Consider the following 16,697-nt stretch of genomic DNA (forward strand, 5'->3'; position numbering starts at 1 on the left):
TTTAGTTTTATTCAAATATAATAAAAAAAAAATTAATTTTAAAAGGCAAGTTTAACAAAATTGGGGGCCCGGGGGCCGTCGCGTGGACCCGGGGAGGCTCGGGGGCCCGTCACCCGACCCCGGCGAGGGACGACCGTGGGCCCAGGCCCTTCTGGGCGCGCGTCCGGTTGTCCCGCGCCTGGCGCCACGCCGCCACCCAGCGCTCGGCGGTGTGCTCCGTCAGGTGCCGCTCCAGCACGACGGCCCGGTCCTGGGCCGCCTTCTCCCGCCGGGCGTCCGGAGCGTCCACGGCGGCAGCGACACCGGCAGCCCAGTCGCGGGGACGCTTGGCGCGTCGTCCGAGACCGAGGCGCTCGTACTCCGCGCTGGGTGACCGGAGGGCGAAGACGCCGCGCGCGGCGTACTCCATCACCTTGAGCCAGCTCTTGCACTCGTTGAAGCGGTCGAGTCGCAGCGGAGCGATCCCGACGTCGAAGAGTTCCCCCATGGTCGTCAGGTACTGGTCGACGTCCTGCTTCCAGGGGACCTCGACGGGGTCCTCGGGGAGGTGGAGGCGCGTCCGGGCGTCCGCGGCCTGCCCGAGGATGACGAAACGACTCCGGCCGGCGGTGCGGTCCAGGCCCTGCTGCAGCCCGGACTCCATCACCTGCAGGTCGTAGGGGTGGGTCGGCACGGAACCGGTCCAACCGACGGTGACGACCTCCGGGTCCCGCTCGTACGCCGGCGGCAGCTCGGCGATCCGACGCGGGACCGCGTTGGGGATGTACGCACCTCGTCCGTGTCCGGCGTACTCCTCGAGGAGCGCGGCCGAGGAGACGGTGACGAGATCGGCCTCGCGAGCGCACGCCAGCACGTACTCGTTGATCGAGGAGGTCTTCAGGGTGCGGAAGGCCATGTGCCCGTACGGCACGGCCCGGAACAGGTCGTCCAGCTCGACGACCACGGCGACGCCCTGGGCCTGGAGGAGCCTCAGGATGTCCAGGCTCTCCCTGGTCTTCGGCAGCTGGAGGACCACCACGTCGGCACCCTCGGCATCGACCTCGCGGACCGACAGGACGTCCTCGCCCGGCCGCTGCGCCATGACGGTCTTCAGGCCGTAGGTGGTCGAGCACTCGACGCCGACCCCGGCCGCCTGGACGGCCTCGGCCGGCTCCGCCGTGCGGTAGTACAGCGACCCGGCGAAGCGGGTCGTCGAGAGCAGGACGCGCATGGGTGCTCCCCCTGGGAGGACGACTGGTGGGGTTCCCCGCGGCGAGAGCCGAGGCGGGGTCCCGCGACGGTATGGCCGGGCGGGCCGCTCCCCGGCCGTCCGACGCGCCGGACTGGGGCCCCAGTGCAGCGCCGAGCCTCCCGTGCCGCCTGGGACGCCGCCCGCACCGCGGGCAGCCTGCACGGACCGACCCGTCCGGAGGATCCGCGAGAAAGCTGCCCGGTTCGGTTAAAGGTCCCGGGCCCTGCCGCCGTAACCCATGGAGCAAGGCCCGCCAGCACGGATGCCAGCGGGATCAGGAAACGGCCCACGTCCAAGGAGGAACACCATGGGTCTCAGCGTCAACACCAACATCGCGGCGATCAACGCCTACCGCAACCTCACCGTCACCGACGGCCAGATGGGCAAGTCGCTGGAGAAGCTGTCCTCCGGCTACCGCATCAACCGCGCCGCCGACGACGCCGCGGGTCTGGCCATCTCGGAGGGGCTCCGGTCGCAGATCGGCGGCCTCAAGGTGGCCGTCCGCAACACGCAGGACGGCATCTCCGTCGTGCAGACCGCGGAGGGCGCGCTCACCGAGGTCCACTCCATCCTGCAGCGCATGCGTGACCTGGCCGTCCAGGCCGGCAACGACTCGAACAACGAGAAGGCCCGCGCGGCCATCGGCACCGAGGTCACCAAGCTGACCGAGGAGCTGAACCGGATCGCGGGTGCGACCAACTTCAACGGCACGAAGCTGCTCGACGGCTCCGCCTCGTCGCTGAAGTTCCAGGTCGGTGCCGACGGCGACACCAACAGCCAGATCACCATCAACCTGTCGGGTGCCGACGTCGACGCCGTCGCCACCGCGCTGAGCGCCGTCTCCCTGTCGAGCGCGTCGGGCGCCCAGTCGGCCATCACCGCGATCAACGCCCAGATCGAGAGCATCTCCACCGCCCGCGCGGAGCTGGGTGCCTACCAGAACCGGTTCGAGCACACGGTCAACAACCTGAACGCGACCATGGAGAACCTGACCGCGTCGGAGTCCCGGATCCGGGACACCGACATGGCCCAGGAGATGACCAACTTCTCCCGGACGCAGATCCTGAGCCAGGCCGGCACGGCCATGCTGGCCCAGGCCAACCAGGCGTCGCAGAACATCCTGCAGCTGCTCCGCTGACCTCGGCGCAGCGCCTGAGCACCACCTAGCACCACCCGGTGAGGGGGGAGGCCCTGGCCTCCCCCCTCACTGCGCTCGTCCTCCCCCCGCTCACGAGTCGAGGAGTCCCGATGGCCGGTCTGAGCATCAGCGGTCTGGTGTCCAACATGGACACCGCCACGATCATCGACCAGCTGATGGCGGTCGAGGCCAATCCGCAGACCCTCCTCGCGCAGCGGCTCTCGAGGACCCAGCAGCAGGTGACGGCCTACCGCGACGTGAACAGCCGCGTCGACGCACTCAGGACCGCCGCGGAGAAGCTGGCCGGCGACTCCGCCTGGCAGTCGGTCAAGGCGACCAGCTCCTCCACGGCGGTGAGCGCCTCCGCGACCACCGGAGCGGCGCCGGGCTCCCTCTCCTTCCGTGTCGACTGGGTCGCCAAGGCCCACTCGGTCATCAGCACACAGAAGTGGACCGCCACCGATCAGCAGACGGCGGCCGACCTCGACTTCGGCGCCGCCACCATCGACGTGGAGGTGGGCGGCACCACGCACACCATCACCGTCGACCGCAACGGCGACGGCCGCAGCACGCTCGCGGAAGCGGCTGCGGCGATCACGGCCCGCAGCGACCTGGGGCTCTCGGCGACCGCCGTCCGGACCTCCCCCACCCAGTACCAGCTGCAGGTGACCTCCACGAAGACCGGCGAGGCATCCCGCTTCGACGTCGGCGCACCGGACACCTTCACGACCGTGACGCAGGGCGCCAACGCACAGCTCACCGTCGGCGAGGGCACCGGCTACAAGGTCACCTCCGCGACCAACACCTTCACCGGCCTGCTCGACGGCGTCACGCTGACGGTCACCGAGCCGGCCAGTTCGGTGACCGTGCAGGTGGCCACCGACCCGGAGGCCATCGCCGACCACGTGCAGGCCCTGGTGACCTCGGCCAACGCCCTGCTGGACGCGATCTCCACGCGCACCGACAGCACGAGCAGCACGGCCGTGCTGAAGGGGGACAGCGCCCTGCGCCAGCTCACCTCGCGGGTCCTCGACGTGCTGTCGTTCGCCGTCGGCGAGGACGGCTCGTCCTCAGCGGTCGGCCTCGAGCTCACCCAGAACGGGCGCTACACCTTCGACGAGACCGCCTTCCTCGACAAGCTGGCCGCCGACCCCGCCGTCGTGCAGCGGATGTTCCGTCAGGTCACCACGCTGCCCGGGCCTGACGGGGACGCCGCCACCACCTCGGACAACCAGTCCCTGCCGACGGGCATCGCCGCCAAGCTGGCCGACATCGCACGGACGGCGTCGAACACCACGGACGGGACCCTGACCCTCCTCGTGAAGAGCACCGAGGAGAGGGCCAAGGACCTGGACGAGCGCGTGGAGGCGTGGGACCTGCGACTCGAGCTGCGCCGTACGACCCTCACCCGCCAGTTCACCGCGATGGAGACCGCCCTCGGGACGCTGAGGAACCAGGCGTCCTGGCTGTCCTCGCAGCTGTCGTCCCTGTCGTCGTCGTGACCCCCTGACCACCTGACGCCCGCGCGAGTCCGAGGAGAGACCTGATGAGCACTGCCGCCGCGCTGCGCGCCCGATACGTGGGCGACTCCGTCGCCACCGCGTCCCCCCAGCAACTCCTGGTCATGCTCTACGACCGGCTGGCCCTCGACCTCGAGCGGGCCGCGTCCGCGCTGGCCACCGGCGACCGCCGGACCGCCGGCACGCAGCTGACCCACGCGCAGGACGTCGTCTTCGAGCTGCGTGCGAGCCTCCGCGTCGACGCGTGGGAGGGAGGACCCCGGCTCGCCGCGCTGTACTCGTGGCTGATCACCGAGCTCGTGCAGGCCAACGTCAAGGGCGACCGCAACCGCGTCGAGTCGTGCCTGAGGGTCGTCGAGCCGCTGCGCGACGCCTGGCGGCAGGCCGCCGCCAGCCTGGCGGGCACCGCATGACCGCGGCGCACTCCGCGGACGGGCAGCGCCGCGCGGAGTGGGCCAGCGTCCTCGAGGAGATGGAGGTCGAGGTCCTCGACGCCGAGCGGGCCATCCGCGGCAACCGCGCCGAGGAGATCGCCGCCTGGGGCCGGCGCATGGAGGACTGGACCCCGCCCAGCGTGCTGGGCCCGGTGCCGGCGGACCTGCGCGAGCGGGCCGCCCGGCTGCTGCAGCACCAGCTCGCCGTCGCCGAGGAGCTCGTCGAGCGGATCACCCAGTCCCAGCGCCAGCGCGACGTCGCCGCACGGATGGCCTACCGGCCCCGCCCGGTGCCCGCCTTCATCGACAGGGCCCTCTGAGCCCGACTGGCGACACTCCACGACGAACCGGCCCGGCCGGGTCCGCCTCGCGGCGGGCCCGGCCGTCGTCGTCCCCGGGCCGGTACCGCCCTCCGGGCGCGGGAGGCGGCTCGGGAGGCGACACGGGCCCCGCAGTGCCCACCGGGCTCGTCCCCGCCATCCGTCACACCCGTCACCTGAGCCACGGAACGTGGTCAAGGTGTGACGGAACGCTGCCGATGTCGGCCCTGCACGGACAGCACCACTCTCGCCACGGATCGGCGGCCCCTCCCCTGCGCTCGCGCGCCGGGGCAACCCGACGTACCCGGAGGCCAGTCGTGTCCTGCCGTCCTGCCCGCCGGCGGTCCACCCGATGATCAGCGACGTCACGATGACGACGCTGCACGCGGCGCTCAGCGGCCTGGCCCAGCGCCAGCGCGTCACCGCGGACAACATCGCCAACGTCCAGACCCCGGGCTTCCTCGCCGGCCGCACGGACTTCGAGTCCTCGCTGCGCGCCGAGCTGCGCCAGGGCAGGACGCCGACGGTCTCCGGCGGCTCGATCGCGCGCTCGTTCGAGCCGACCCGCGAGGACGGCAACAACGTCAACCTCGACAGCGAGACGGTCATCGCCACCGAGACCGGCCTGCGCTACCAGTTCGCGCTCACCGCGCTCGACGGCAAGTACAGCGGTCTGCGCACGGCCCTGAGGACGTCCTGACGTGTTCGACAGCCTCGACGTCTCCGGGTCCGGGCTCTCCGTCCACCGCCGCTGGATGGACGCCGTCTCGGACAACATCTCCAACATCAACACGGTCAGCTCGACCGACGGCGAGGCGTTCAGGGAGCGCATGGTCGTCGCGCAGGCCGTGGACTACGGCTCCGGCGAGGGCGGCGTCCGCATCGCCCGGGCCGAGTTCGGCAGCGGCGAGGGCCGGCTCGTGCACGAGCCCGACCACCCGCTGGCCGACGCCGAGGGCTACGTCCGGTACCCGGACATCGACCTCGGCGACCAGATGACCCAGCTGATCATGGCCCAGCGCGGCTACCAGGCGAACCTGGCGTCCCTGGAGCGGGCGACCACCGCCTACCAGGCCGCCCTCCAGCTCGGGAAGGGCTGACCGTGAGCTCCCCCATCGACGGCATCTCGCTGCCCGGCGTCCCGACGATCGGCGCCCTCGGCGGGATCACCGGCACGACGGCCGCGGCCCCGGCGACCTCGACGTCGGGCGAGGGCTTCGCCGCCGCGCTGACCGGCGCGCTCGACCAGCTCGGCAGCCTGCAGTCGGCCAAGGACGCCCTCGCCGTGCAGGGCGCCACCGGCGACCTGCGTGACGTGCACGACTACATGATCGCCGCCCAGGAGTCCTCCGTGGCCACCGAGGTGGTCGTGACCCTCAAGAACAAGGCGGTCGAGGCCTTCACCGAGATCATGAGGATGCCCGTCTGATGCCTGCCGCACTCGCTGGGCCGCTGGCGAAGCTGCGGAGCACGCTCGCCACCATCAGCCTCGGCCAGAAGGTCGTGATCGGCCTGCTGGTGGCCGGGCTGGCTCTGGGCGGCTTCTTCTTCTACCGCTGGATCACGACGCCGACCATGGCGCCGCTGTTCTCCAACCTGGCCTCGACCGACGCCTCGGCGATCGTCGACGAGCTCAACGCCGCCGGCGTCTCCTACGAGCTCGCCGACGGCGGCGGCACCATCCTCGTGGCCAACGAGCAGGTCTACGACCTGCGGCTGCAGATGAGCGGCAAGGGCCTGCCGGCCGGCTCGGAGACCGGGTACGCGCTGCTCGACGAGCAGGGCATCACCACCAGCGAGTTCCAGCAGCAGGTGCAGTACCAGCGCGCCATCGAGGGCGAGCTGGCCAACACCCTCGAGGCGCTCGACGGCGTGCAGACCGCCGTGGTCCACGTCGCGCTGCCCGAGGACGAGGTCTTCGCCTCCGACGAGCGCGAGCCGACCGCCTCGGTGCTCCTGGACCTGGAGCCGGGCACCGAGCTCGCCGGCGAGCAGATCCAGTCGATCACCAACCTGGTCTCCTCCAGCGTGGAGGGCATGGACCCCGAGCAGGTGACCGTCTCCGACTCGACCGGTCAGCTGCTCTCGGCCGCCGGCCAGGGCGTGAGCGCCGCCTCCGGCGACGCCCGCTCGCAGATGGAGACCGACTACGAGAGCCGCCTGGCCGCCAACGCCCAGGCCATCCTCGACACCGTCCTCGGCCCGGGCAACGCCCGCGTCGCCGTGCGCGCCGACCTGGACATGTCGCAGAGCGACAGCACCGCGACGACCTACGGCTACACCCAGGGCACGCCGCCGGTCTCCGAGCAGACCTCGACCGAGCAGTACACCGGCGACGGCACCGCCGTCGGCGGCGTGCTCGGCCCGGAGAACACCGCCGACGCCGCGAACGGCGCCGGCGGCGGCACCTCCACCTACTCGACCGAGTCGACGACGGCGAACAACTCCGTGGACCAGACGGTCACCAACACCGTCACCGCGCCCGGGGAGGTCAACCGGCTCACCGTCGCGGTGGTCCTGAACGACACGGTGGCCGGCAACCTCAACCAGACGCAGGTGCAGGACCTCATCGGCAACGCCGTCGGCCTGGACACCGCGCGCGGCGACGACATCAGCGTCGCCTCCCTCGCCTTCGACACCACCGCCGCCGACGCCGCCGCCGCGGAGATGACCGCGGCCCGCGAGGCCGAGCAGCAGGCGCAGATGTGGTCCCTGGTCAAGAACGGCGGCATCGCGCTCGGCATCGCGCTGCTGGTCCTCGTCGTGTGGCTGCGCTCGCGCCGCCGCGGCGACGACGAGGAGGAGGACGAGGACGACGAGCCCCTGGAGCTCGACGAGGGCCTGATCGCCGAGCTCGAGCGGCTGCGGGTGTCCAGCTCGCGGGACGACACGGCGGTCCTGGACAACCGGGCGCTGGAACTGGAGGCCGCGGAGCGGCAGCGGGTGCGGGGGGAGATCGCGACGATGGTCAGCGAACGTCCGGACGAGGTGGCGCAGATGCTGCGCGGCTGGCTGAGTGACGTCAAGTGACGCTCGCCAGCGTCGAGCAGCTGGTGGGCGCGGGCGGGACCAACCTGCCCGCGCTGCCGCCGGCTCCTCCGCGTCCCGAGATGCCGGGCCTGCGCAAGGCCGCCGTCTTCCTCGCCCAGATGAGCAGGGAGGAGGCCGGGCTGCTGCTGTCCAAGCTGCGCCCGCGCGAGGTCGAGGCCCTCACCCGCGAGATCATGAAGCTCGGCTCGGTCGAGCCGGAGGACGTCGACGGCGTCCTCACCGAGTTCTCGCAGATGATGGCCGCACAGCGGTACGTGGGCCGCGGCGGCGTCGAGTTCGCCCGCGAGATCCTGGCCGCCGGCCTCGGTGAGGACAAGGCCGAGGGCATCCTCGCCCGGCTCAACGTCGTCTACACCGAGGTGCCGTTCGCCTCGCTGCGCAACGCCGACGTCCGCCAGCTGGTCACCTTCCTCAAGGACGAGCACCCGCAGGTCATCGCCCTGGTGCTGGCCCACCTGTCGGCCGGGCAGTCGGCCGAGGTGCTCTCGGGCTTCTCCCCCGAGCAGCAGGCCGAGGTGGCCCACCGGATCGCCACGATGGACCGCACCTCCCCGGAGATGGTCCGGCTGGTGGAGGAGGAGCTCGGCCGCCGCATGGGGTCGCTGCTCGCCCACCAGGACATGTCCACCGTGGGCGGCGTCGAGACCCTCGTGGAGATCATCAACCGCTCGCCGCGGCCGACCGAGCGCTCGATCCTCGAGTGGCTGGACACCTCCGACCCGGAGCTGGCCGAGCAGGTGCGCGCGCAGATGTTCGTCTTCGAGGACATCACCACCATCGACGACCGCTCGATGCAGCTGGTGCTGCGCGAGGTCGAGGCCAACGACCTGGCCACCGCGCTCAAGGGCGTGCGCCCCGACGTCCGCGACAAGGTGGTCCGGAACCTCTCCGAGCGGGCCGCCGAAAACCTCGCCGAGGAGATCGAGCTGCTCGGCCCCGTCCGCGCCCGCACGGTCGAGGAGGCGCAGGGCAAGATCGTCGCGGTCATCCGCACGCTCGAGGAGCAGGGCGTCCTGACCATCTCGCGCGGTGGGGACGATGAGTTCGTCTCCTGACGGGCCCCGTCCGACGGCCCGGGAGTCGGTGCTGCTGCGCGGGGCCTCGGCCAGCGCGGCGGCGCCGTACCGCTCGGTGCCGGGGACGACGGTGCCCGAGCCGCGCCCGGCACCGCAGGCGGCGACCCACCAGCCGACCGAGCAGCTGACCCGGCCCCTGACGCTGCCCGTCGTGGACGGCGCGCCCGAGGTGGTCGTCGAGCGGCGGTCCTCCGTCCGGCGCGCCGCCGACGTCCCGGTGCCCAACGGCCGCGGCGTGCTGCGGCTCGGCGACGTCTACGCCGAGGAGCTCGCCCGGCTGCGCGAGTTCGCCCGCGCCGAGGGGCACGGCGCCGGCTACGCCGAGGGCCTGGCCGAGGCCGGCCGGGTCGTCGCCGAGGCCGAGGCCGAGGCGGCCGCGCGGCTGGCCGACGCGCAGGCCCGCTGGGAGCGGCGGATGGCCTCGGCCACCGCCGCGCTCGGCGCCGCCGTCGCCGCCCTCGACGCCGCCGTGGTGCCCACCGCCGAGGACGTCCGCGACACGATCGTCGAGGGCGTCCTGACGCTGGTCGAGGACCTGCTCGGCCGCGAGCTGTCGGCCTCGACCACCGCCGGCGTGGACGCGATCCGCCGCGCGCTGACCCTCGTCCCCGCCGACGCCCCCGCCGTCGTCCGGCTGCACCCCGACGACCTCGCCGAGGTCCCGCCGGCCGCCCTCGCCGCGCTGCCGCGGTCGGTGACCGTCGTCGGCGACGACGCCGTCGAGCGGGCCGGCGCGGTCGCCGAGTGCGGCCCCCGCCGGGTCGACGCGCAGCTGTCGACGGCGCTCGCGCGGGTGCGGGCGGTGCTGTCGGCGTGAGCACCACCGCGCTGCTGCAGCGCGCCCGCCTGGCCGCCCGCCCGCAGCTGACCGGCTCGGTCGTCGGCGCCATGGGGCTCACCCTCACCGTCGAGGGCGTCGCCGCCGCCGTCGGGGACCTCGTCGAGGTCGACCCCGGCCCGCGCGGGCTCGTGGCCGAGGTGGTCGCCGTCTCCCGGGACCGGCTCACCTGCATGCCGCTCGGCGAGCTCGGCGGCGTGCGCGCCGGCGCGCCGGTCCGGAACACCGGCATGCCGCTGCAGGTGCCGGTCGGCGAGGCGCTGCTCGGCCGGGTGCTGGACGGCCTGGGCCGCCCGGTCGACGGGCACGGCCCGCTCGGTCCCGGCAGCGGCGGGGGCATCGACTGGGTGGACCTCGCCAGCGAGACCCCGCACGCGCTGTCCCGCCGCCGGGTGGAGGAGCCGCTGCCGGTCGGCGTCCGCGCGCTGGACACCCTCGTGCCGGTCGGCAAGGGCCAGCGGCTGGGCATCTTCGCCGGGTCCGGTGTCGGCAAGTCCACGCTGCTGGCGCAGATCACCCGCGGCACCGAGGCCGACGTCCGGGTCATCGGGCTGATCGGCGAGCGCGGCCGCGAGGTGAAGGAGTTCCTCGAGGAGAACCTCGGGGCCGAGGGCATGGCGCGCACGGTCGTCGTCGTCGCCACCTCCGACGAGCCGCCGCTGGTGCGGCTCAAGGCGGCGTTCGTGGCCACCCGCATCGCCGAGGGCTTCCGCGACCAGGGCCGCGACGTGCTGCTGCTCATGGACTCCATCACCCGCACCGCGATGGCCCAGCGCGAGGTCGGCCTGTCCGCCGGCGAGCCCCCGGCCACCCGCGGCTACCCGCCGAGCGTCTTCGCGATGATGCCGCGCCTGCTGGAGAAGGCCGGGCCCGGCGCGACCGGGTCGATCACCGGCCTCTACACCGTGCTCGTCGAGGGCGACGACCACAACGAGCCGATCGCCGACACCGCCCGCTCGATCCTCGACGGGCACGTCGTGCTCACCCGGAGGCTGGCCACCACCGGCCACTTCCCCGCCGTCGACGTCCTGGAGTCGATCTCCCGGGTCGCCGGCGCGGTCACCGCGCCCGCGCGGATGGCCGACGCCCGCGAGATGCGGCGGCTGATGGGCGCGCTGCGCGACGTCAAGGAGCTCGTGGAGATCGGCGCCTACCAGGCCGGCAGCGACCCGCTGGTCGACCGCGCCCGCGCACTGTCCCCCGCCATCGACGCCTTCCTGCGCCAGCCGCTGGAGGACAGCACCTCCCCCGACGACGCCTGGGCGATGCTGCACCGGCTCGTGACGGCCGGCTGAGGTGGCGAAGCCGGCCGCCTTCCGCCTCGAGCCGGTGCTGCGGGTCCGCCGCGCCGCCGAGCAGGCCGCCGAGCGGGCCGCCGCCGAGGCGGCCGCCGCGGCCCGCGAGGCGGAGCGCCGCGCCGAGGCGCAGGCCGCCGCGCTGGCCGCGCGGGTCCCGCCCGCGTCCGCGCCGGCGCAGGTCTTCGTCGCCGCGATGGTCGCATCGGCCGCCGCGGCTGCCGATGTGACAGCTGCACGGGCGACGGCGCAGGCCTCGGCCGAGCAGGCCGGGCTGCTGCGCGCGCGGTGGACCGCCGCCGCCCAGCGGACCAGGGCGCTGGAGAAGCTGCGCGAGCGGCACCTCCTCGCGCTGCGGACCGCCGAGCTCAGCGCCGAGGAGCGCGCGGTCGACGACCTGGTCACCGCCCGGCACGCCGGGACCGGACCCGAGGGAGAGGAGGACCCGTGGAGGGACTGACCGCGGTGCACAGCCGCATCGCCGAGATCCAGAACCGGATCCTCACCTTCGCCTCGACGTCGGCCACCTCGACGTCGGCCGCCTCGACGTCGGCTGCCTGGGCCAGCGCCGCGTCCGCCGCCGGGCTCACCGGCACCGCGGCCACGACGGCGACCGGCGCGACGGCGACCGGCGCGGCGGCGACCGCCGGCAGCGGCCTGGAGGACCAGGCGGTCGCCGCGGCGCGGCGCTACCTCGGCGTGCCCTACGCCTGGGGCGGCACCGACCCGTCCGTGGGCCTGGACTGCTCCGGCCTGGTGCAGCGGGTGTTCGCCGACCTGGGCATCGACCTGCCCCGCACCAGCTCCCAGCAGGCCACCGCGGGCACCCCGGTCGCGAGCCTGGCCGAGGCCCGCCCCGGCGACCTCGTGTTCTTCGACAACTCCCCGTCGCGCCCGGGCATCGACCACGTCGGCATCTACGTCGGCGACGGGAAGATGATCGCCGCGCCGCAGGAGGGCGACGTCGTCCGGGTGCAGGACGTCGGCACCCCGACCGTCATCCGCCGGGCGCTGCCCGCCTCCGCCCCCGCCTCCACGGCGGTGGCCGCCCCCGGCGCCGGCCTGGCGGGCGTCCCCTACGCCGACCTGTTCACCGCCGCCGGCGCCAGGCACGGCGTCGACCCGGCGCTGCTCGCCGCGGTGGCGAAGGTCGAGTCCGGCTTCGACTCCTCCGCCGTCTCGCCCGCGGGCGCCACCGGCCTCATGCAGTTCATGCCGGCCACCGCCCAGGGCCTCGGCGTCGACGCCGGCGACCCGGCGTCGTCGATCGACGGCGCCGCCCGCTACCTGCGCCAGCTCACCGACCGGTTCGGCTCGACCGACCTCGCGCTGGCCGCCTACAACGCCGGTCCCGGCACGGTCGCCCGCCACGGCGGCATCCCGCCGTACGCCGAGACCCGGTCCTACGTCCGCAAGGTCACCAGCGCCGCGGAGGCCTACTCGTGACAGCTCCCGTCCTGACCGCCGCCGCGGCCGCGCCCGCCCCTGCCTCCCCGGCCGGCGGCTCCGACCCGGGCTCGGCCGCCGGCTTCGCGTCCGCCCTCGACGACGTCCTCGACGACGCCGCCGCCGGGCGTCCGCGCGCCGACCGCGGCGTCGGCCGCGACGGCGACCGTCCCGGCCGCGCCGTGGGCCGCGACGGCGACCCCGGCCGCCCAGGGGCCACCGCCGACACCCCGGCCGGCAGCGCCGACGACGCAGCCCCGGCCGACGCCCGCCCCGCGGGCGACACCCCCGTGCCGCCCGGCGCGCTGCCGGTCGGCTGGGCGCTGGCCCTCGCCCTCGGCACCGCCGTCCCCGGCACCGGCACGACCACCCCTGGCGGCACCCCCGGCGGCACCGACGCCGCGGCCCCCGGTGCGGCCGCCGCGCACGGCGCCGTCCCCGCCGGGGCCGTCGCGGTGCCGGGCGTCGCCGCCGGCCTCCCCCGGCCCGCCCCGGCGCCGGTCCCCGCGGGCGCCGGCGTGCCGACCGCGCCCGCCGCGCTGCCCGGCACCGCCGTCCCGGCCCCCGCGACCCCTCCGCCCGCGGCTCCCGCCGCGGCGGCGCTGCCCGCGGGGCTCGTCGTCGTCGCGGCCGACCCGCAGCCGGCGCCGGTCCCGGCGGCCGCCCTGCCCGTCCCCGCCGAGGCGCCGGCCGCACCGGCCGCCGCACCGGTCCCTGCGGCCGCGGACCCGGGCGCGCAGGAGCGCGACCCCGGCACCTCCGGTGGGACCCCGCTGTCGGCGGTCCCGGCGCCCGCCCCGGTACCGGCTCCCGCATCGGCGACCCCGGCCGCGGCCCCGGCCCGGCCCGACGTGCCCCAGCCGCCGGTGGCCGCCCAGGTCGCCCCCACCGTCGCCACGCTGGCCGCGGGCCCCGACGGCACCCACACCATGACGCTGGTGCTCACCCCCGAGACGCTCGGCCCGGTCGAGGTCCGGGTGACCGTCCACTCCGGCACGGTCGAGCTCAGCCTGCGCGGCGCCTCCGACGCCGGCCGCGCCGCCCTCCTCGACGCCCTGCCCGACCTGCGCCGCGACCTGGAGGCCTCGGGCCTGACCTGCTCGCGGCTGCAGGTGGACCGCGACGCGGCCGGCTCCGGCTCGTCGCAGGCGCAGGCCGGCTGGCAGCAGGCCCAGCAGCAGGCCGGCGAGCACGGCCGCGGGTCCGCGCAGGGCGGTGCCCAGGGTCGTGGCGCCGCCGACGACCGCGGCCGGCCGTGGCTGCGCACCCCCGACACCGACGGGAGCCGCCCGGCTGCCGCCGCCGACCACCCCACGTCGAGCGTCCTCGACGTCCGGGCCTGAGAGGAGCCGACGATGACCGAGCCCGTGGGCGGCGTGGGCGGCAGCCCGGCCACGTACACGGCCACCACCGCGGTGGACCGCAGCGACCAGATGGGCAAGGACACGTTCCTGCAGCTGCTGGTCGCGCAGATGCGGTACCAGGACCCGAACAGCCCGACGAGCACGACCGAGTTCATGTCGCAGACGGCGACGTTCACCCAGGTCGAGAAGCTCGAGGAGATCGCCGCGCAGAACGCCGAGCTGCTGGCCCTGCAGCGCTCGCTCTCGGCCGGCGCGCTGGTCGGCCACAGCGTCAGCTGGACCGCCGAGGACGGCACCACGCGGACCGGGACGGTGTCGTCGGTCCGCTTCGGCGGCGACGGGCCGACCGCCGTCGTCGGGGGCACCGAGGTGCCCCTCGGCCGCCTCAGCGAGATCTCCCTCCCCGCCTAGCCCACGCTCCCCCCCTCCTGAGAGGACCTCCCCGTGCTCCGCTCGATGTTCTCGGCCATCTCCGGCCTGCGCGCGCACCAGACCAAGCTCGACGTGACCGGCAACAACATCGCCAACGTCAACACGGTCGGCTTCAAGAGCAGCCAGACCGTCTTCGAGGACACCCTGTCCCAGGTGATCCGCAACGGCTCCGCGCCGACCGCCGAGACCGGCGGCACGAACCCGGCGCAGGTCGGCCTCGGCGTCCGGGTCGCCGGCGTCACCACCAACTTCGGGCAGGGCTCCACCCAGAACACCGGCCGCGCCACCGACTTCATGATCAGCGGCGACGGCTTCTTCGTGACCCGCGCCGGCAACGAGAACCTGTTCACCCGCGCCGGGTCCTTTGACTACGACGGCGCCGGCAACCTGGTCACCCCCGACGGCGCCCAGCTGCAGGGCTGGACGGTCGGCGCGGACGGCACCGTCGACGCCAACGGCCCCATCGGCCCGCTGCGCATCCCCTTCGGCCAGGTCATGGCACCGACGGCGACGACCGGCGGGACGCTCGCCGGCAACCTGTCGACGTCGACCGCGGTCGACGGCGAGGTCGAGACGCAGGTCACCGTCTACGACTCGGTCGGGACGGCGCACGAGATCGCCCTCACCTTCACGAAGGACGCCGCCAACCGGTGGACCGTGTCCGCGCAGGAGGGCGAGTCGGCTCCCCTCGCCTCGCAGGTCCTGTCCTTCGACCCGGCGACGGGCGAGCTCCCCCCGGACACGACGTTCTCCTTCACGGTCGCGGGTCAGAGCGTGGGCATCCGCCTCGGGGGGCTGACCGAGTACGGCGGGAAGACCTCGCTCACCCCCAGCGGCGTGAACGGCAACGCCATGGGCACGCTGCAGTCGATCTCGCTGAGCAACGACGGCACGATCATGGGCGTCTACTCGAACAGCCTGCGCGAGCCGATCGGCAAGCTGGCGCTGGCCACCTTCGCCAACCCCGGCGGCCTGTCCAAGGCCGGCAACTCCAGCTACCGGGTGGGCGACAACTCCGGCCAGGCCGTCATCGGCGAGGCCGGCACCGGCGGGCGAGGCTCGCTGACCGCCGGCGCGCTGGAGATGTCCAACGTCGACCTCGCCGAGGAGTTCACCGGCCTGATCGTCGCCCAGCGCGGCTTCCAGGCGAACAGCCGCGTGATCACCAGCTCCGACGAGATCCTGCAGGACCTGGTCAACCTCAAGCGCTGAGCGAGGACCTCCCCCACCAGGCCGCGGCCCGGCACCCGTTCCCCGGGGTGCCGGGCCGCGCCGCGTCGTGCCCCGGTGCGCGTGTGACGTGCGGGAACGCGGTGCCGGGCTCACCCCCGGGGGTGGTGCGGCGGGCCGGGTTCGGCTCAAGCAGTCCCCGCGCGGGACCGATGGTCCCTGTAGCCGGCGCCGCGCCGTCGCGGCCCTCCCCCTTCCCGAACGAGCCAGAGGACCCACCCGTGATCCGAGTGACGCGCCTGAACGGGGAGCACTTCGCGCTCAACCCCGACCTGATCGAGCGGGTCGAGGGCCACCCCGACACGGTCGTCTTCCTCGTCGACGGCACCAAGTACGTCGTCAGCGAGGACGTCGACGAGGTGCTCGACGAGATCCGCGAGTACCGGGCCAGCATCCTCGCGACCGCCTACGCCATGGACCGCGGCACCTACCGCTCCAGCACGACCGCCGGCCCGGGCGCCCCGGCGACCGACCCGGCCGGCGACACCCGCCGCGCGTCGGTCGTCCCCTTCCCGGCCCGTGAGGAGCGCTGACCCGTGGACCCGTCGACCCTGATCGGCTTCGTCATCTCGCTCGTCGCGCTCCTGGTCTTCATGGTCATGGAGGGCGCCGACCCGACGTCGCTGATCTTCCTCCCGGCCATCGTGCTGGTCATCGTCGCCACCTTCGGCGCGGCGATGTCCGGCCAGACGATGGGCGACCTCAAGAAGATGGGCGGCTGGTTCAAGGCCGGCCTGATGCCGGCCAAGGTCCCGGCGGCCTCCGAGCAGATCCAGACCCTGGTCACCCTCGCCGAGAAGGCCCGCAAGGAGGGCCTGCTCGCGCTGGAGGCGCAGGTCAAGCAGATCGAGGACCCGTTCCTCAAGCGCGGTCTGCAGATGGGCATCGACGGCACCGACCCCGAGGAGTTGCGCGCCGTCCTCGAGAGCGAGATCGCCGCCAAGAAGGCCGAGGACAAGGTCGCCGCCAAGTTCATGACGACGATGGGCGGCTACGCCCCGACCATCGGCATCGTCGGCTGCATCGTCGGCCTGATGAACGTCATGGGGAGCCTCAGCAACCCCGAGGCCCTCGGCCCGATGATCGCCTCGGCGTTCGTCGCGACCCTGTGGGGCGTCATGGCGGCCAACTTCTGGTTCCTGCCCATGGGCGCGAAGATCCTGCGGGTCAGCGAGCTGCAGGCCGCTCAGATGGAGCTGCTCGTCGAGGGCATCGCCGAAATCCAGGCCGGCACCAGCCCGCGCGCCGTCCGGCTCAAGCTCAGCGCCCTGATCCCGCCGAGCGAGGCCGCCAAGGAGGCGGCGTGACCACCCCCGGGGGCG

Annotated in this window: 19 protein-coding genes; 18 read left to right on the forward strand and 1 reads right to left on the reverse strand. The window is 74.0% G+C overall.

Annotation, left to right across the window (positions count from 1 at the left end):
* Nucleotides 1-109: 109 nt before the first annotated feature.
* Nucleotides 110-1,210 (reverse strand): glycosyltransferase family protein, encoded by a 1,101-nt coding sequence (locus ACI79Z_RS16985; protein ID WP_387993883.1) that lies wholly within the window; start codon nt 1,208-1,210, stop codon nt 110-112.
* A 328-nt stretch (nt 1,211-1,538) separates the two neighbouring features.
* Here ACI79Z_RS16985 and ACI79Z_RS16990 point away from each other — a divergent pair, with 328 nt between their 5' ends.
* From ACI79Z_RS16990 to ACI79Z_RS17075, 18 genes are all read left to right on the forward strand, one after another.
* Nucleotides 1,539-2,369: a flagellin N-terminal helical domain-containing protein gene (locus tag ACI79Z_RS16990; RefSeq protein WP_387993880.1), complete on the forward strand. Its 831-nt coding sequence runs from the start codon at nt 1,539-1,541 to the stop codon at nt 2,367-2,369.
* Between the two features lie 110 nt (nt 2,370-2,479).
* Nucleotides 2,480-3,871, forward strand: a complete 1,392-nt coding sequence (gene fliD, locus ACI79Z_RS16995; protein ID WP_387993877.1) for a flagellar filament capping protein FliD — start codon at nt 2,480-2,482, stop codon at nt 3,869-3,871.
* Nucleotides 3,872-3,915: 44 nt separating this feature from the next.
* Complete coding sequence (gene fliS / locus ACI79Z_RS17000) at nt 3,916-4,302, forward strand: flagellar export chaperone FliS (RefSeq protein WP_387993874.1); 387 nt, start codon at nt 3,916-3,918, stop codon at nt 4,300-4,302.
* Nucleotides 4,299-4,643, forward strand: a complete 345-nt coding sequence (locus ACI79Z_RS17005) for a hypothetical protein (protein ID WP_387993871.1) — start codon at nt 4,299-4,301, stop codon at nt 4,641-4,643. The genes fliS and ACI79Z_RS17005 overlap by 4 nt, the downstream gene beginning before the upstream one ends.
* Before the next feature lie 352 nt (nt 4,644-4,995).
* Nucleotides 4,996-5,343 carry a flagellar basal body rod protein FlgB gene (locus ACI79Z_RS17010; protein WP_387993869.1) on the forward strand — a complete coding sequence of 116 codons (348 nt, stop codon included), beginning with the start codon at nt 4,996-4,998 and terminating at the stop codon, nt 5,341-5,343.
* A gap of 1 nt (nt 5,344) precedes the next feature.
* Nucleotides 5,345-5,743 (forward strand): flagellar basal body rod protein FlgC, encoded by a 399-nt coding sequence (locus ACI79Z_RS17015; protein WP_387993866.1) that lies wholly within the window; start codon nt 5,345-5,347, stop codon nt 5,741-5,743.
* Between the two features lie 2 nt (nt 5,744-5,745).
* Complete coding sequence (locus ACI79Z_RS17020) at nt 5,746-6,072, forward strand: flagellar hook-basal body complex protein FliE (protein ID WP_456903313.1); 327 nt, start codon at nt 5,746-5,748, stop codon at nt 6,070-6,072.
* On the forward strand, nt 6,072-7,673 hold the full coding sequence (fliF, locus tag ACI79Z_RS17025) for a flagellar basal-body MS-ring/collar protein FliF (RefSeq protein ID WP_387993860.1): 1,602 nt from the start codon (nt 6,072-6,074) through the stop codon (nt 7,671-7,673). The genes ACI79Z_RS17020 and fliF overlap by 1 nt, the downstream gene beginning before the upstream one ends.
* A complete protein-coding gene (gene fliG, locus ACI79Z_RS17030) occupies nt 7,670-8,749 on the forward strand; it encodes a flagellar motor switch protein FliG (protein WP_387993858.1) in 1,080 nt (359 codons plus the stop codon). The genes fliF and fliG overlap by 4 nt, the downstream gene beginning before the upstream one ends.
* Nucleotides 8,733-9,587: a FliH/SctL family protein gene (locus ACI79Z_RS17035; RefSeq protein ID WP_456903314.1), complete on the forward strand. Its 855-nt coding sequence runs from the start codon at nt 8,733-8,735 to the stop codon at nt 9,585-9,587. Before fliG ends, ACI79Z_RS17035 begins: the two co-directional genes overlap by 17 nt.
* Complete coding sequence (locus ACI79Z_RS17040) at nt 9,584-10,903, forward strand: FliI/YscN family ATPase (protein ID WP_456903315.1); 1,320 nt, start codon at nt 9,584-9,586, stop codon at nt 10,901-10,903. The genes ACI79Z_RS17035 and ACI79Z_RS17040 overlap by 4 nt, the downstream gene beginning before the upstream one ends.
* A 1-nt stretch (nt 10,904) precedes the next feature.
* The gene (locus tag ACI79Z_RS17045) at nt 10,905-11,363 is read left to right on the forward strand and encodes a flagellar export protein FliJ (protein WP_456903316.1); all 459 of its coding nucleotides are present in this window, start codon (nt 10,905-10,907) and stop codon (nt 11,361-11,363) included.
* A complete protein-coding gene (locus tag ACI79Z_RS17050; protein ID WP_456903317.1) occupies nt 11,351-12,349 on the forward strand; it encodes a lytic transglycosylase domain-containing protein in 999 nt (332 codons plus the stop codon). Before ACI79Z_RS17045 ends, ACI79Z_RS17050 begins: the two co-directional genes overlap by 13 nt.
* Nucleotides 12,346-13,692: a flagellar hook-length control protein FliK gene (locus ACI79Z_RS17055; protein WP_456903318.1), complete on the forward strand. Its 1,347-nt coding sequence runs from the start codon at nt 12,346-12,348 to the stop codon at nt 13,690-13,692. Before ACI79Z_RS17050 ends, ACI79Z_RS17055 begins: the two co-directional genes overlap by 4 nt.
* Before the next feature lie 12 nt (nt 13,693-13,704).
* Nucleotides 13,705-14,124: a flagellar hook capping FlgD N-terminal domain-containing protein gene (locus ACI79Z_RS17060; RefSeq protein WP_387987853.1), complete on the forward strand. Its 420-nt coding sequence runs from the start codon at nt 13,705-13,707 to the stop codon at nt 14,122-14,124.
* Between the two features lie 33 nt (nt 14,125-14,157).
* Nucleotides 14,158-15,357: a flagellar hook protein FlgE gene (locus ACI79Z_RS17065; RefSeq protein ID WP_456903319.1), complete on the forward strand. Its 1,200-nt coding sequence runs from the start codon at nt 14,158-14,160 to the stop codon at nt 15,355-15,357.
* A 239-nt stretch (nt 15,358-15,596) separates the two neighbouring features.
* On the forward strand, nt 15,597-15,908 hold the full coding sequence (locus tag ACI79Z_RS17070) for a flagellar FlbD family protein (protein WP_387987855.1): 312 nt from the start codon (nt 15,597-15,599) through the stop codon (nt 15,906-15,908).
* 3 nt (nt 15,909-15,911) lie between these two features.
* A complete protein-coding gene (locus ACI79Z_RS17075) occupies nt 15,912-16,682 on the forward strand; it encodes a motility protein A (protein ID WP_387987856.1) in 771 nt (256 codons plus the stop codon).
* Nucleotides 16,683-16,697: the final 15 nt, after the last annotated feature.

Source organism: Geodermatophilus sp. SYSU D00663 (assembly GCF_054050655.1).

Bases quoted from the DNA above. Each gene is read 5' to 3' on its own strand.
- fliS (WP_387993874.1), top strand. From the start codon at position 3,916: ATGAGCACTGCCGCCGCGCTGCGCGCCCGATACGTGGGCGACTCCGTC.
- fliF (WP_387993860.1), top strand. From the start codon at position 6,072: ATGCCTGCCGCACTCGCTGGGCCGCTGGCGAAGCTGCGGAGCACGCTC.
- ACI79Z_RS16985 (WP_387993883.1), bottom strand. From the start codon at position 1,210: ATGCGCGTCCTGCTCTCGACGACCCGCTTCGCCGGGTCGCTGTACTAC.
- ACI79Z_RS17005 (WP_387993871.1), top strand. From the start codon at position 4,299: ATGACCGCGGCGCACTCCGCGGACGGGCAGCGCCGCGCGGAGTGGGCC.
- ACI79Z_RS17010 (WP_387993869.1), top strand. From the start codon at position 4,996: ATGATCAGCGACGTCACGATGACGACGCTGCACGCGGCGCTCAGCGGC.
- fliD (WP_387993877.1), top strand. From the start codon at position 2,480: ATGGCCGGTCTGAGCATCAGCGGTCTGGTGTCCAACATGGACACCGCC.
- ACI79Z_RS17060 (WP_387987853.1), top strand. From the start codon at position 13,705: ATGACCGAGCCCGTGGGCGGCGTGGGCGGCAGCCCGGCCACGTACACG.
- ACI79Z_RS17035 (WP_456903314.1), top strand. From the start codon at position 8,733: ATGAGTTCGTCTCCTGACGGGCCCCGTCCGACGGCCCGGGAGTCGGTG.
- ACI79Z_RS16990 (WP_387993880.1), top strand. From the start codon at position 1,539: ATGGGTCTCAGCGTCAACACCAACATCGCGGCGATCAACGCCTACCGC.